At 68.1% G+C, this 13,875-nt stretch carries 14 protein-coding genes and 1 pseudogene; 6 read left to right on the plus strand and 9 right to left on the minus strand.

Annotated features, from left to right (window positions below):
- From C474_RS16860 to C474_RS16890, 8 genes and pseudogenes are all read right to left on the minus strand, one after another.
- Complete coding sequence (locus C474_RS16860; protein WP_008388998.1) at window positions 1–723, minus strand: DUF2103 domain-containing protein; 723 nt, start codon at window positions 721–723, stop codon at window positions 1–3.
- Between the two features lie 113 nt (window positions 724–836).
- Window positions 837–1,991: a flavin-containing monooxygenase gene (locus C474_RS16865; RefSeq protein ID WP_008389000.1), complete on the minus strand. Its 1,155-nt coding sequence runs from the start codon at window positions 1,989–1,991 to the stop codon at window positions 837–839.
- A gap of 83 nt (window positions 1,992–2,074) precedes the next feature.
- A complete protein-coding gene (locus tag C474_RS16870) occupies window positions 2,075–2,884 on the minus strand; it encodes a helix-turn-helix transcriptional regulator (protein ID WP_049917140.1) in 810 nt (269 codons plus the stop codon).
- 44 nt (window positions 2,885–2,928) lie between these two features.
- The gene (gene truD, locus C474_RS16875) at window positions 2,929–4,341 is read right to left on the minus strand and encodes a tRNA pseudouridine(13) synthase TruD (protein WP_008389004.1); all 1,413 of its coding nucleotides are present in this window, start codon (window positions 4,339–4,341) and stop codon (window positions 2,929–2,931) included.
- 90 nt (window positions 4,342–4,431) lie between these two features.
- Window positions 4,432–4,710 (minus strand): sensor histidine kinase, encoded by a 279-nt coding sequence (locus C474_RS23200; RefSeq protein WP_239640455.1) that lies wholly within the window; start codon window positions 4,708–4,710, stop codon window positions 4,432–4,434.
- A 202-nt stretch (window positions 4,711–4,912) separates the two neighbouring features.
- Window positions 4,913–5,803: pseudogene (locus C474_RS16880) on the minus strand (PAS domain S-box protein); the annotation flags it as partial.
- 89 nt (window positions 5,804–5,892) lie between these two features.
- Window positions 5,893–6,231, minus strand: coding sequence for a peptidyl-tRNA hydrolase Pth2 (pth2, locus tag C474_RS16885; protein ID WP_008389008.1), 339 nt, complete (start codon window positions 6,229–6,231; stop codon window positions 5,893–5,895).
- 45 nt (window positions 6,232–6,276) lie between these two features.
- On the minus strand, window positions 6,277–7,512 hold the full coding sequence (locus C474_RS16890; protein WP_049917141.1) for an AI-2E family transporter: 1,236 nt from the start codon (window positions 7,510–7,512) through the stop codon (window positions 6,277–6,279).
- 171 nt (window positions 7,513–7,683) lie between these two features.
- Here C474_RS16890 and dcd point away from each other — a divergent pair, with 171 nt between their 5' ends.
- The 4 genes from dcd to C474_RS16910 all read left to right on the plus strand — a co-directional run bounded on the left by dcd (window position 7,684) and on the right by C474_RS16910 (window position 10,535).
- On the plus strand, window positions 7,684–8,361 hold the full coding sequence (gene dcd, locus C474_RS16895; protein ID WP_008389013.1) for a dCTP deaminase: 678 nt from the start codon (window positions 7,684–7,686) through the stop codon (window positions 8,359–8,361).
- Window positions 8,361–9,269, plus strand: a complete 909-nt coding sequence (locus tag C474_RS16900) for a thiamine-phosphate synthase family protein (RefSeq protein WP_008389015.1) — start codon at window positions 8,361–8,363, stop codon at window positions 9,267–9,269. The genes dcd and C474_RS16900 overlap by 1 nt, the downstream gene beginning before the upstream one ends.
- A 1-nt stretch (window position 9,270) precedes the next feature.
- The gene (locus C474_RS16905; protein ID WP_008389017.1) at window positions 9,271–9,945 is read left to right on the plus strand and encodes a class I SAM-dependent methyltransferase; all 675 of its coding nucleotides are present in this window, start codon (window positions 9,271–9,273) and stop codon (window positions 9,943–9,945) included.
- An 80-nt stretch (window positions 9,946–10,025) separates the two neighbouring features.
- Entirely contained in the window at window positions 10,026–10,535 is a 510-nt protein-coding gene (locus C474_RS16910; RefSeq protein WP_008389019.1) for a halocyanin domain-containing protein, read from the plus strand.
- A gap of 52 nt (window positions 10,536–10,587) precedes the next feature.
- On the opposite strand, the gene C474_RS16915 is transcribed toward C474_RS16910, so the two are convergent.
- On the minus strand, window positions 10,588–11,514 hold the full coding sequence (locus tag C474_RS16915) for a sulfide-dependent adenosine diphosphate thiazole synthase (protein WP_008389021.1): 927 nt from the start codon (window positions 11,512–11,514) through the stop codon (window positions 10,588–10,590).
- 177 nt (window positions 11,515–11,691) lie between these two features.
- Between C474_RS16915 and C474_RS16920 the strand changes: the two genes are divergently transcribed.
- Window positions 11,692–12,642, plus strand: coding sequence for a hypothetical protein (locus C474_RS16920; protein ID WP_008389023.1), 951 nt, complete (start codon window positions 11,692–11,694; stop codon window positions 12,640–12,642).
- A gap of 141 nt (window positions 12,643–12,783) precedes the next feature.
- The gene (locus tag C474_RS16925) at window positions 12,784–13,785 is read left to right on the plus strand and encodes a glutathione S-transferase family protein (RefSeq protein ID WP_049917142.1); all 1,002 of its coding nucleotides are present in this window, start codon (window positions 12,784–12,786) and stop codon (window positions 13,783–13,785) included.
- Window positions 13,786–13,875 lie beyond the last annotated feature (90 nt).

Below are 13,875 nucleotides of genomic sequence, written 5' to 3' on the forward strand. Positions count from 1 at the left end.
CTAGTCCTGTAACTCCGCCTCGCGCAGCGCCTCGTTCAGGTCCTCGCGGACGAACTCGCCGGTCTCCGTGTCCATCGCGGTGGTGACGATGCGGTTCTCCTGCACGCTCGACCCGTCGCGGAGGAGGAGGCGGACGTTGCCGTTGGCGTCGGCGCGCGTCACCTTCGCGCGGAAGCCCTTCTGCGACCCCATCCCGCCGGCGTCGATGGGGCCGGGGATGACCTTCTTCACGTGCGGGTGGTCGGCGATGACGCTGATGGCCCGTCTCCCCTCCCGGTCGCCGATGAGCGTCGAGTGCGTCCCGCCCACCTTCTCTCTCGGCGGCGTCTCGACGACTTCCAGCGAGCGTTCGCCGCGCCGTTCGAGGACGCGTTCGACGGGGTTCTCGCCGGCGACGCGGTAGAACTCGTGGTGCAACTGCGCGCGCGCCTCCCGGAGCACGTCCCGGTCGCCCGCGGCGTACACCTCCTCGGGGCGCTTGCGGCGTATCTCGTCGGCCACGAGGCCCGCGAAGTTCCGCAGTTCGACCACCTTCGCTTCCCCCTCCTCCTCGGGGATGGTCGTCACCGTCGTCGTCGCGACCACCTCCTCTTCGTCCAGCATCGTCAGCGTCGCCCGGTCGCGTTCCAACACGGCGACGACGGTGTCGCAGTTGGCGGTGTTGCACGTCAGACAGTAGTCTCCCGGCTTCTCTAACGGCGTGCCGCACCGCCCGCAGTCCATAGGTGTGAAAGCGGGCGACCGCATAAAAACGCGATTGTTCTCGGCGGTCACCGTCCGCCCGGATTCGCGTCCGGACCGCGGATCGAGAGGCCCGTGAGGCGGTCTCGGACGGGCTATCCCTGTTTCACTCCGGAACTGTCCGCCTCCCGCGACGCTGTGACGCTGGCCTCGGTCTGTCCTCCCCCTCTCTCGTCGCGTGCCGTGAGTTGCTTCACGACGTATCGCGCGTCGCGGCCGACGCCGGTGAACAGCGAGGAGGTCAGCGCGTACAGGAAAAGGAGGCCGACGAAGTATAGACCGGGGGCGTCGGGGACGACGCCGCGAACGTGGACGGGTTCCGCGGGCGCGTCCTGCCCGTCGAATATCGGGAGGTCGATCCACGAGAAGTCCGGTCGAAAGCCCGTACACCAGACGACGTTCGCGACGTCGAGCGTCCGGTCGTCTCCGACGATGGGGAGACCGTCCCGGACTCCGGTCGTCCGAGCGACCCGTTCGACTCCCGCCGAGGACAGGTCCGCGGGCTTGGTCCGAACCACGGGACCGCCCCGACCGAGCACCTTCGGCCGCACCCGTCGCCCGACGGGCGTCCCCGTGGTCAGGACCCGGTGGTAGAGAACGCGGAGCACGAACGGAACGCCGAGGTGCCTCCCGAACCGCGAGTCGACGTGGAACGGCACGTGACCGACGTCTCGTCCCGACAACCACGTCTCGTGGTGCTCGGCGACCTCGAGGGCGATCTCCGCCCCCGAGTTTCCCGCCCCGACGACGAGCACGCCGCCGTCTCGGAGTTGGCCGGGGTTGCGGTAGTCGGTCGAGTGCAACTGGACGACGTCGTCGGCGAGGTCGGCGGCGAAGTCGGGCACGACGGGAACCTGATAGCTCGCCATCGCCACGACGACGTTCCTGGCCTCGATTCGGCGGTCGTCGGCGGTGATCCGGTAGCCGTCGTCGGTTCGCTCGAGGGCCCTGACGCGAACGCCCAGTTCGACGGGGAGGTCGAACCGGTCGGCGTACGCTTCGAGGTAATCCGCCACCTCGTCTTTCGTGGGGAAGTAGTACGGCGACGTCGGGAAGCCCATCCCCGGCAGACCGGTGTAGCGGGCGGGGGTGAACACGCGGAGCGAGTCCCATCGGTTCCGCCACGGGTCGCCGACGCGCCCGCCGGCGTCGAGGACGACGAAGTCGCGGTCGTGCTGCCGCAGGTAGTACCCGGTCGCGAGGCCGGCCTGGCCACCGCCGACGACGACGGTATCGTAGTGCTCTGTCATGGGGTCGTTCCTCGCCCGAACGGAGGCGCTCCGAGACCGTGATGATGCCGCGTGCAAGCTTTCACGTCGTGAAAGCTCCGCGACTACGTGGCCGGAGACGACTCGGTCGTGGGGTCGACCGGCGTCGCCTCCGTCTTGACACGCTCGAAGGTCGAGAGCGCCCACTCTCGAGCCGCGGGGGCATCGGTATCGACGACGGCCACCAGTGCGCCGGTCTCGGGGTCGTGACAGCAGATGCCGGCCCGGTCGTCGACGATGCCGAGACCGCACCGGTCGCCGCCGGGCAGGTGGTCGTGAACGAAGAGCGCGGCGTTGTCACACGCGGCGACCGCGCGCATCCGTTCGGGATTCCAGGCGAACGTTCCCTGGAGGGCCTCGGGTGCGAAGACGTACTCGAACGCCATGCCGTCGAGGATCGCCCCGCAGGCCGTTTCGAGGTTGCTCGATTTGTAGACGATGCTGTCGAACCCGCGCATCCTCGTGGTCGATTCGATGAGGTGGCTGAGTCGTTCGACGGGTTCGTAGGGGTAGGCCGGTCCGGGGTACGAGACGACGGCGTCGGCGAACAGTTCGACGCTGAAGCCCGGCATCTCGTGCGGAAGCCACCGCCAGATGTCGCGGAGTTTCGCCTCGATTTCCATCGCGTCTCGCAAGTCGAGAAAGCGGTCTGCGACGAAGTCGCCGAGCGGTGTCAGCGCGTAGGTGGCACCCTCTCGCACGACCCACTGGCGGTCCTGGAAATCGGCGAGAACGCGCCCCATGGTCGGAGAGGAGGCGCCGGTCGCCTCGCCGAGTCGACCACGGGTGGTCGGTCCGTCGCTCAACGCTTCGAGAACGCCGACCCGGTGGGCCGACCGGGCCACGAACTCGACTGTTTCGACACCGGGAGTCATGTGCTATCTATGGTGGCAACCCCCTTAGCCTTTCCAGAGGACGCTCAGAGGTCCATCGGCGTCGCCTTCAGATACTCCCGCAGCAGCACCGTCGCGTACGACCCCGAGGGGAGCGAGAAGGCGAGTTCGTAGGCGTCTCCCGCCTCGTCCACCGTCGTCTCCGCGTCCGTCCGCAGGAGAACCGCGCGGCGCGTCCCCGAGGAGTCGAACTCGCCGGGCAGGTCGAAGTCGGCGGGTTCGAGGTCCAACTCGTCGAGGACCGCCCGTTCCACATCGCCGGGTTCGCCCTCGGCCAACTCCGTCTCCGTCCCCACGAGGGGCGCGGTGACGAACGCCCGGCCGCGTTCGCAGTGGCGGGCCATCACGTCGACGCGGCGGCCCGTCGCCACTTGGGTTCTATCGGGGTCCGCGCGGTAGAGTCGGTCCGGAACGTCGCGGTCCGAGAAACAGACCACGTCGCCCTCGACGGGTTCGGTCAGCGGCAGTCCCCGGTCGAGTCGCTCCGAGATGATGCGGTTGAACGCGTACGACTGCGCGGCGTTGACGAACAGACGCTGGAGGTTCCGCGGGACGGCTTCGAGGGCGTGCCGCCACTCCTCGTCGGTCTCGTCCCCGTCCTCGGCGAGGCGGTGGAGCATCGACCGCTCGTAGCGCAGGCGGTGCGGCATCGCGTCGAGGCAGGCCCCCCAGTCGGGACGGTCCGAGTCGGCCTCCCTGTCGACGAACTGCCGGGCCTCGCGCGTCCCCTCGGGTTCGGCCTCGGCGGGGTTGCCGACGTAGGCGAGGACGGCCTCGCGCCACTCCTCGCGGGCGACGTGCAGGCCCACGACGTGCGTGACGGGCCGGCGACTGCCGAATCGCTGGTGGCCGAAGTAGTTGGGGACGGCGACGGCGGCCGTCTGGCCGTCGGTCGGTTCGCCGCCGTCGCCGCCCGCATCGTCACCCTCCGAGCCGTTTTCGCCCGCGAGGAACGCCGCCAACTCCGCCGTGACCGCGGCGGCGTTTTCGGGGGCGTCGGCGTCGCGGACGCGCACCTCGAAGTCGTTGCCCGCCAGGTCGCCGAACCCCAGGTCGCGCCCGATTCGCCCGAGAACCGCCACGTCGGCGTCGCGTACGTCGGGAATCCTCTCGGGGTCGACGTCGCGGACGGAGAACAACTGCGTCGTGACGGCGTATTTGTCCTTCGTCCCCGCCCACGAGACGCGTTCGCGGCTGATTCCCATCGCGTCCGAGAGGCGGCGCGCGAAGTCGTTCGTGTCCCACTCGCGGAGCGTCGCGCGCAGGAGGAGGTGCGGGTAGTCGCCGGGGTCGGCGTCGACGTCGACGGGGTCCATCGCCTCCACCTCGCGGACGCGGAAGTCCTCGGGGTCGACGCGGAGGCGGCCGCCCGTGCCCTCGGCGTCGCTCGCGTAGTAATCGATTCCGACGCGCCGTTCGAGTGAGTGAGCCTCGCGCATCTGTGTCTCCGGTTGCTCGGCGTTTCGCTCGGGCGGGTAAGGTCCCTCCGGTCTCGGGTTCCTCGCGGCGGGCTTCCCGTTCCCGCCTCGTCAGTCGGAGACGCCCGTGACCTCGAAGCGGGCGCCGCCGTCGCCCTCCGAGACCGCGACGTCCCAGTCGTGGGCGTCGGCTATCTCGGCGACGATGTTGAGCCCGAAACCCGTGCCGTCGTCCGCCGTCGAGTAGCCGTACTCGAACACGTCGTCGCGCTCCTCCGCGGGGATGCCCGGCCCGTCGTCTTCGACTGAGAACCCGTCGGAGAGGCGGTCGACCGTGACGGTGACGCGTTCCCCGCCGTGGCGGACCGCGTTGTCGAAGAGGTTCTCCAGGAGGCGACGGACGCGCTGTCTGTCGCCCTCGACGACCCCTAGGTCGTCGCCGACGACGAGAGTGGCCGCGGGGGCCTCGACGGCTGTCTCTTATACACATCNCCGTGAGCGGGAACGTCTCGGGGTCGCTGACGTACCGTCCCTCGCGGGCCAGCGTCAGCACGTCGTCGATTATCTCGGCCATCCGGTCGGTCAGGTCCTCCAGCGTGTCGACGTACTCGTTGTCGCAGCCCTCCACCTCCCGAAGGAGCGTCAACTGCGCCATCGCGGCGCTCAGCGGGTTCCGAAGGTCGTGGCTGAGCACGCTGGCGAACCGCTCGAGTTTCTCCTCGCGGCGCTTCCGGCGAGTGATGTCGCGGGCGACGCCGACCGCCCCGCCGAACGACTCGCCGTTCCGCGGCGGCAACAGCGCCATGTGCGACTCGATGGTCCGCTCGCTCCCGTCCGCGCGGGTGACGGTTCCTTCTAGACGCACCGAGTCCTCCTCGGACTCTTGGAGCCCGTGGATGGCTTCGAGATGTTCGCGCGACGTCGAGGAACTGAGCGTCAGTTTGGCCGGGTGCGCGCCGATTAGTTCTTCCCGCGAGTAGCCGGTCAGATTCAGCGTCGCCTCGTTGACGTAGTCGATCCGGTCCCGCTCGTCGAACGTAAACACCGGGTCGGAGATGAGCGAGACGAGCCGCTCGTACCGCTCGAGTTCGAGTTCGTGCTCCTTGCGGTCGGTCACGTCGCGGATGACGTTCACGAGCACCGTCCGGTCGCCGAGGTCGGTCTTCGAGATGTCGATGTCGACCCAGAACTCGGTGCCGTCGGCCCGCTTGGCCTTCCACTCGAAGGTGCTCTCCCCCGTTCGTCGCGCCTCGGCTATCAACTCCTGTGCGCGCTCTTCGGTGTACTCCGGCGGCCCGGCGCTGTACGCCTCGATGGGGAGGTCGCGGAACTCCTCGGGAGTGTAGCCGTACACCTCCTCGACGGCGCCACTGACCGCCAGCGTCTCGCCGGTCTCGGCGTCTCGGACCGTGATGACGTCGTTGACGTTCTCCAGTATCTGGAGAAGTCGTTGATCCGAGTCGGACGCCGCGAAGTCCCTCATCGCCGGGGTATCGGCAGTGGCGCGTTGTAAGTTGTTCGGCTATTCCTCGCCGCGAGATGTGGTTGTTCGGCGGTTTCCGTCGGGAGAACTCAGTACAGCGAGAGGTCGCCGGTCACCTTGTCGACCAACTCGTCCCGACCCGGCCCCACGGCGAGGCAGGTTACGGTCCCCGGCTCCAACTGGGTGTGCCCCGCGTCCCGGATGATGGCGTGCGGGAGCCCCTGACGCTCGGCGTCGTCCGCGAGACGGAACAGTTCGTCCTCGCCGTTCGCCTTCAGGACGACCTTCTTCTGTCCGGAACCCTTCCACTCCGTCCGCGCCTTTCGGTCGGTGTCCTCGTACGCCGAGAGACTGGCGTGGGCGACCTGCGCGGCAAGTTTGCCGCGGCCCATGCCGAGGTCCGCCCGGGCGACGATGGCCTGTTTCATGGGGCGCAGTCGCCGCCCCGGCGGTAAAGCAGTGCCGAGTCGTTCTCAGGCGTCGCCGGGGGAGTTCGACCCGCGTCCGCCGTCCGACGGCCCGTCGTCCTCGTCGGCAGCGGATTCGTCGTCGCCGGCGGTCGAGTCGCCGGCGTCCTCTTCCTCGGAGAACGCCGCCGGTTCGGTCGTGCCGAGCGACCGGGCGGCGTCGACGTGCGGCGTCAGCGTGTCGCCGTGAACGAGGTCGGTGAAGGTCACTCGCACCACCTCGATGACGAGGACGACGATCAGGGGGAGCAGGAAGAACCCGTACCAACCCCAGACGATGGGGCCGAGAATGTAGGCGAACAGCAGGAGCCCCGGGTGGAGCTTTCGGCCCGTGATGTAGGGCTGGATGATGCCCTGCGGCGCGAGGTCCAACACCACGAGACAGACCGCGAGGAAGCCGCCCACGAACGCGAGTTGGTTGCCGGGCGTCTGTATCGACGAGAGGGCGAGGTATCCTGCTATCGGGATGTACACCACCTTGCTCACCACCAGCGGGATGAGACTCGACACGCCGGTCAGCACCGCGAGGACGAGCGGAATCGGGATGGAGAGGCCCTGCGGCGCCAGCATGTTCGTCCCGGAGTAGACCGTCGCGGCGATGACCGCCATCACCACGACGAACAGGACGTTGCCGAAGTACAGCGACTCCAAGTCGGTGTCGACGGCGGCCATGTACTGTCCGGTGGTCGACTCCTTGCTCGCGACGTTGTCGTGGAACCAGCCGACGATGCGGTCGTCGTCGCGGAGCAGATAGAACGCCATCGCCAGCGCGAGGACGAGGTGCAAGAGCACGTTCACCGCCGTTCCGAGGACGGCGGTGCCCTGCTGGAGTATCGTCTGGACGGTCTGCTGGTCCATGCTGAACGACCGCGGCGGGTTCGAGACGAGGTTCGAGAGCGACTGCCACTGCGCGCCCGAGAGCGACTGGATGCCGGTGAACCGCTGGATGAGCATCCGAATCGGCTCGGGGAGGCTACCGAGGGAAGTCTGGAGACTCGTCGCGACGTGGACGCCCGTGTACAGCAGCAACAGGACGACGGGCAACACGAACCCGAGTACCGTCGCCCCCGCGGCAACCCCGTCCGAGTCGGTTACTCGACTGATACGGCCGTACAGTGGCCGCGCCGCGTAGTAGGCGAAGACGCCGAGCACGAACGTCCCGACGAACGAGTAGACGACGAACCCGAGGACGACGCCGAGCGCCAGGACGTACGCCCACCAGCCGACTCGAGAGCGGTCCATCGACGACTCAGAGGAGAGCGATGAGAACGACTTCACGTTTCCCACTACTCTCGGCTTCCCGGAAGGTCTTATGCCCGACCGGTCGGATGCGGGCACTGTCGTTACCCGCGGCCGGTCGATAGGCGACTCCGAGACGAGTCCTTTACATCGCCCCGATGCACCTCTGTCGATATGATACTGTCCGACGTGGACATCCTCGACCGTCTGGGGGAGGGGGACCTCGTTGTCGATCCGCTTGACGACGTGGACATGCAGGTACAGCCGGCGAGCGTCGACCTCAGACTGGGCGAGGAGTTCCTGGAGTTCCAGCGGACGAACATCTCCTGTATCCACCCGAACCGGGAGAACGAGGTGTCGAAGTACGTCCGAGAGACGCACGTCGCGGAGGGCGAGGAGTTCATCCTGCACCCCGGCGACTTCGTCCTCGGGACGACCAAAGAGCGCGTCGAGATTCCGCCGGACCTCCTCGCCACCGTCGAGGGACGGTCGTCGCTCGGCCGCCTCGCCATCGTCATTCACGCAACAGCAGGAATTGTCGATCCGGGGTACCACGGACAGATCACGCTCGAACTGTCGAACCTCGGCACCGCCCCCGTCGCCCTCTCGCCGGGGATGCGCGTCTCCCAACTCGTGTTCACCGAGATGAAGAACCCCGCCGAGCGCCCGTACGGCGTCGAACGCGGGTCGAAGTACCAGAACCAGGAGGGACCGCAGGCCTCCCGCATCGGCTCCGACCCCGAGTTCGCCGCGGCGCGCGCCGAGGCCGAAGCGGACGCGGATGCAGAAACGGAGGCGGGCACAGAGACTGACGCTGACGCCGACGGTGCGGGCGGGACGGGGGAGAGCTGATGCGGTTCATCGAGGAGATAGTCGTCGACGCGTTCCTCCCCACGTTCCGGTCGATGCTCGCCGAGGAACTCCGCGACCGGGGGTTCACCCAGCGAGAGGTCGCCGAGGCCCTCGGCATCAGCCAGTCGGCCGTCTCGAAGTACGCCCACGGCGAGGTGAGCCGCAACGAGGTTTTCTTGGAGGACGAACGGGTCGAAGAACTCGTCGAGCGCATCGCCGAGGGGCTCTCGACGGGCGATATGACGCCCGTGCAGGCGCTCGTGGAGGCCGAGGTACTGGTCCGACGCTTGGAGGAGGGTGACCTCTTGGCGACGCTTCACGAGGAGGCGATGCCGGCGCTTGCGGAGTACGACGGCGCCTTGAGCGTCCACGACCCCGACAGCACGCTCCGGACAGCGGAGCGCGTCCGGTCGTCGGTCCGCCGCGGCCTGCGGACGCTGACGAACGCCAGCGGATTCGCCGGCCTCATTCCGAACGTCGGCTCGAACCTCGTGGAGTGCCTGCCGGACGCCGACGGCATCGACGACGTGGCGGGCATCCCCGGGCGCATCTTCGACGTGAAGGGACAGGCGACGGTGCCCGGCGACCCCGAATTCGGCGTGAGCGAACACGTCGCGAGCGTCCTGCTCTCGGCGCGTGAGGCGGGCCGGGACGTGCGGGCCGCGGTCAACATCCGGTACGACCCGGACGTCGTCTCCTCGCTCGAAGCCGCCGGCCACGACGCCGTCGAGTTCGACCCCGACGCGCCGGAGGACCCCATCACCGCCGCCCTGTCCGGTCGGGCGGACCTCTCGGACACGTTCGTGGTGTACCAGACCGGCGCGTACGGTATCGAGGCCATCACCTACGTCCTCGGCCCGGACGCGCCCGCGGTCGCCCGCGCGGTCCGGGGTCTCCTCGCCGACTAAGATGGCGGACGGCGTCACCACCACGCAGGAGTTCTACACGCGCTACGCGGCGCTGTACGACGACATCGCCCGCCGGACGCCGGGCGTCCGGGGCCTCCGACGCGCCGTCGCCGACGCCCTCGACCCGGCGCCCGGCGATATCGTCGTGGAGATGGGCTGCGGGACGGGTGCGAACTTCCCCTACCTCCGAGAGCGGGTCGGTCCCGAGGGAACCGTCGTCGGCGTCGACTTCACGCCGGGCGTCCTCGCCGTCGCCCGGGAGCGAATCCGACGGGAAGGCTGGGAGAACGTTCACGTCGTCCGCGGCGACGCCACCCGCCCACCCGTCGGCGACGCCGACGCCGTTCTCGCCACGTTCGTCTCGGGGATGCTCGCCGACCCCGCCGCCGCGGTTCAAACGTGGGCCGAACTCGTCGGCCCCGGCGGGAGATTCGCCCTCGCCGACTTGGCTCGGACGACGCGGACGCCGTTCACGCCGCTCAACGCGATTTTCAGGGGCGTCGTCCGCGCGTCGTCGCCGCCGGGGACGCGGAGTATGACGGGGTCGCCGACCGATATCCTCGATTCGCGCCTCGTGGCGGCGCACCGCGAACTGGAGAATCAGTGCGAGGACGTTCACCGGGAGACGCGGGCGCTCGGGTTCGCTCGGGTGGCCGGCGGGCGGGTGCGGCGGTAGCGACCCGACGCGACCCGGAGCGTAGCGTGCTCTGTGTTAACCAGTAACAATATCCGCGTTCGCCCCGTAGTTACTACTCGATGTCCAACACGACGCGTCGGACGCTCCTCCGCATGGTCGGCGTCGCGACGACAGTGGGGCTGGCCGGGTGTACTGGAGGGGGCGGTGGCGAGCGAACGGTCGCCGGGAGCGACTACCCGCTAATCGACGAGTGGTTGACCGAGACGAACGTCGGGGGCGCGGCGGACAACTACGACGGCGAGTTGCTCGACTGGACCGACCGCGAGACGGTCACCGTCCACGTCGGTACGGAGGGAAATCGGGGTGACTTCGCGTACGATCCGCCGGCAATCGTCGTCTCGGCGGGGACGGAAGTGACCTTCTCGTGGACGGGCGAGGGGGATGCACACAACGTAGATGCCGAACCGGACGAACAACTCGGGAAGTCCGACTACGAGTTCAGTTCGGGCGAACCGAAGGCCGGGTCGAGCGTCACCTACCGGAAGACGATGGACGAGGCGGGCGTCGCGTTGTACCACTGCGAACCGCACCTATCGCTGGGTATGAAGGGAGGAATCGCGGTCAGCTAACCCCCGACTGCGGGAACGTGGCGTCGGGCCGTCCGACGGTACCGGACGCCGTTCAGTCGTCAGCGGGCGCCGCCGGCGAGAACTCTATCTCCGGGCCGTCGCGGCCCAGTTCGTCCATGATGGACTGGGCGGCGCGCTTTCCGGAGATGAGCATCGCGCCGAACGTCGGTCCCATGCGCGGCAGGCCGTTGACGGTGGCGACGGCCATCCCGGAGGCGACGACGCCGGGGTGGACGAGGCCCGTGTTCTCGACCACCGCGTCCTCCGATTCGCCGACCCACATGGAGTCGTGGCCGGGCGAGTCGTGCCCGGGGGCGCCGTACTCGCCTTCCTCGGTTTGGTCCATCCCGGTGTTGTGCTCCTTCGCGTGTTCGATGCCGGGGGCGTCGAGGACGCCGCGTTCGGTCAGTTTCGAGATGACGACGGCGTCGTGGCCGGTGGCGTCGAGGACGAGGTCGGACTCGACGGCGACGGGGTCGACGCAGGTGAGTTCCCGGGGGAGGGCGTGGACGGGCGTCCAGTTGAGGACGACGCCGCCGACGCGGTGGTCCTCGCGGACGACCACGTCGGTGAACTCGGTCATGTTCTGGACGTTCGCGCCCGCGTCGCAGGCCGCCTCGATGAGCGCCGAGCAGGCGTGCGGCCCGTCGGCGACGTAGAGGCCGGGGGCCTCCTCTGCCTCCTCGTAGGGGACGCCGAGTTCGTCCAGCACCGACTGAGCGGGGTCGCGGACGGTCACCTTGTTCATCAGGAAGCCGCCCAGCCAGAACCCGCCTCCGAGGTAGTTGTTCTTCTCGACGATGGCCACGTCGACGTCGCGTTTGGCGAGTTCCTTCGCCGCCATCAGCCCCGAGGGACCGCCGCCGACGACGATGACCTCGGTGTCGATGCGGTCCATGAACTCCTCGGTCCAATCCGACGCGATAGCTCGGGTAACCTGTGCTTCGCTCACGTCCGCGAATCCGCTGAATTCGGACATACCACCTAGTGTTACCACTTGGTACTAAACTGTTCGGGTGGGCGTCGGTTCGGCGGACAATCTCCCGTATCGACGAGAGGAAGAGCGGTGGTCGAACCGCGCGCCGGTGGGCGGGAGGATAAAACGGCTCTTTGAGCGTACTGAAAGCACTTATCGCGGAGCGACGAACGGCCGACGATGAACCGACGACGGCTGCTCGGACTCTGCGGACTCTGCGTCTCCGGCGCCGCGGGCTGTCTCTCCGGAGGGTCACGGCCCGGCGACGAGGGGAACGAGACGGAGGCCGACGAGTCCGTTCGAGGGACGAGCGAACCCGACGGCCGAACGGGAACGGAAACCGACGAACCGACGGGCACCGGAACCGACGAACGGACGAGCGAGACGGCCGAACCACCGCCGGGAGGCGTCGTCGTCGTCGAGGACGTCGTCGTCAGGAAGGCCGTCAGGTACGAGTCGGTGATGGGCTCCGGCGGCGTCCTCGCGGCCGAGGGGGAACAGTACGTCGTCGCGTCGGTCCGAACCGACCGCGACCTCTCGCCGTCGTCGTTCGCGTTTCTGGCCGACGACGACTCGTGGGACCCCGGACTCCCCCACACCGTCGGTGCCATCAACTTCTCCGTCGCGGGGCGGACGGGCGCCCCCCTCGGCCGCGCCTTCGGGAGCGGCGACGAGTCGTATCTGGCGTTCGCGGTCCCCGCACCCCTGTCGGCGACCGACCCGCGAATCCGATTCGAGGGCGACGGCACGGAGTGGCCGCTCTCGGCTCGGATGCGGGACCGACTCGCGGCGCCGTCGCCGCGATTCGACCTCGAGAGCCTCACCGTTCCGGAGGCGGTGTCGCAGGGGGAGACGCTGTCTCTGTCGCTGACGGCGACGAACGTTTCGGATACGGACGGGCGCTTCCTCGCGGCCGTCTACTGGCCGACGGCGCTGATAGCCGACGACGACGAGTCGCACGTGGTCGAACGGACCGTCGCCGCGAACGACGACGTGACGGCGTCGCTGGAGATAGACACCGCTCACACCGGGTACGAGGCGGGGCCGGTGACGCTGTCGATTCGCGGTCACGTTTCCGCACAACGAGACATCGAACTGCGGGACGCCTCGACGGCGTCCGAGACGGGGTGACGGCGCGTCCGCCGCGTTCGCTCGACTCGCCGTCGGCGTCCGTGTCCTTGTACGGACGGCGCCCGAGCGCCGAACCGTTTAGCCCGTCCGGTTCCAACGAGCGTCCATGACGCGACAGTCTCTCAACGGCGGTGGTCGACGGTGAACATGCTCGTCGACGGCGAGTGGCGCACCGGCGCCTACGAGAGCACGAACGAGGACGGCGAGTTCGACAGACAGGAGACGTCCTTCCGGAACTGGGTTCGAGACGAGGATGACGCCGAGTTCCCCGCCGAGTCGGGTCGCTATCACCTCTACATCTCGCGGGCGTGTCCGTGGGCGCATCGGGCGGCGATGACGCGTCGCCTGAAGGGGTTAGAAGACGCCATCTCCCTCTCCGTCGTCGAACCCGTCCGCATCGACGACGGCTGGGAGTTCTCCGAGGAGTACCCCGACCCCCTCCACGGCGAGGAGTACCTGCGCGATATCTACGTCCGCGCGGACGAGGACTTCACGGGCCGCGTCACGGTGCCGGTCCTCTGGGACACGGAAAAAGAGACCATCGTCAACAACGAGTCCCGCGAGATAATGCGGATGCTGAACACCGAGTTCGACGACCACGCGAAACGCGACGTGGACCTGTGGCCCGAGGGCCACCGCGAGGAGGTCGAAGAGATTCTAGACGACATCTACGACCCCATCAACAACGGCGTCTACCGCGCGGGGTTCGCAAAATCGCAGGACGCCTACGAGGAGGCGGTGGACGACCTGTTCGACGCCCTCGACCGCTGGGAGTCGGTACTTGAGGACAACCGCTTCCTTGCGGGTGACGTGCTCACCGAGGCCGACATCGCCATGTTCGTCACCTTGGTCAGATTCGACCACGTCTATCACACTCATTTCAAGTGTAACAGACGGGCGATTCACGAGTACCCGAACCTCTGGGACTACGCGAAGGAACTCGCGCAACTGCCGGGCGTCGAGGAGACGATAAATCTCGACCACATCAAGCGCCACTACTACGAGAGCCACGGCGACGTGAACCCCTCGCGAATCGTCGCCACCGGCCCGGACATCGACTTCTTCGAGTCTCACGACCGGGACCGACTGACGGCCGACCTTCCCGAGTCGTTCCGCGGCGACGCGGCGCCCGCTGACGACTAACCAGCTTTTTACTGACTCGGGTCGCGCTTTGCGCGACCACTCGTTGCAAAAAGCTGGACCAAAAATCTGCCACGAGGCTCGCATTCGCTC

Origin of the sequence: Halogeometricum pallidum JCM 14848 (assembly GCF_000337095.1) — an archaeon.
Lineage (GTDB): Archaea > Halobacteriota > Halobacteria > Halobacteriales > Haloferacaceae > Halogeometricum > Halogeometricum pallidum.

Bases quoted from the DNA above. Each gene is read 5' to 3' on its own strand.
- C474_RS16860 (WP_008388998.1), bottom strand. From the start codon at position 723: ATGGACTGCGGGCGGTGCGGCACGCCGTTAGAGAAGCCGGGAGACTAC.
- C474_RS16865 (WP_008389000.1), bottom strand. From the start codon at position 1,991: ATGACAGAGCACTACGATACCGTCGTCGTCGGCGGTGGCCAGGCCGGC.
- C474_RS16870 (WP_049917140.1), bottom strand. From the start codon at position 2,884: ATGACTCCCGGTGTCGAAACAGTCGAGTTCGTGGCCCGGTCGGCCCAC.
- truD (WP_008389004.1), bottom strand. From the start codon at position 4,341: ATGCGCGAGGCTCACTCACTCGAACGGCGCGTCGGAATCGATTACTAC.
- pth2 (WP_008389008.1), bottom strand. From the start codon at position 6,231: ATGAAACAGGCCATCGTCGCCCGGGCGGACCTCGGCATGGGCCGCGGC.
- C474_RS16890 (WP_049917141.1), bottom strand. From the start codon at position 7,512: ATGGACCGCTCTCGAGTCGGCTGGTGGGCGTACGTCCTGGCGCTCGGC.
- dcd (WP_008389013.1), top strand. From the start codon at position 7,684: ATGATACTGTCCGACGTGGACATCCTCGACCGTCTGGGGGAGGGGGAC.
- C474_RS16900 (WP_008389015.1), top strand. From the start codon at position 8,361: ATGCGGTTCATCGAGGAGATAGTCGTCGACGCGTTCCTCCCCACGTTC.
- C474_RS16905 (WP_008389017.1), top strand. From the start codon at position 9,271: ATGGCGGACGGCGTCACCACCACGCAGGAGTTCTACACGCGCTACGCG.
- C474_RS16910 (WP_008389019.1), top strand. From the start codon at position 10,026: ATGTCCAACACGACGCGTCGGACGCTCCTCCGCATGGTCGGCGTCGCG.
- C474_RS16915 (WP_008389021.1), bottom strand. From the start codon at position 11,514: ATGTCCGAATTCAGCGGATTCGCGGACGTGAGCGAAGCACAGGTTACC.
- C474_RS16920 (WP_008389023.1), top strand. From the start codon at position 11,692: ATGAACCGACGACGGCTGCTCGGACTCTGCGGACTCTGCGTCTCCGGC.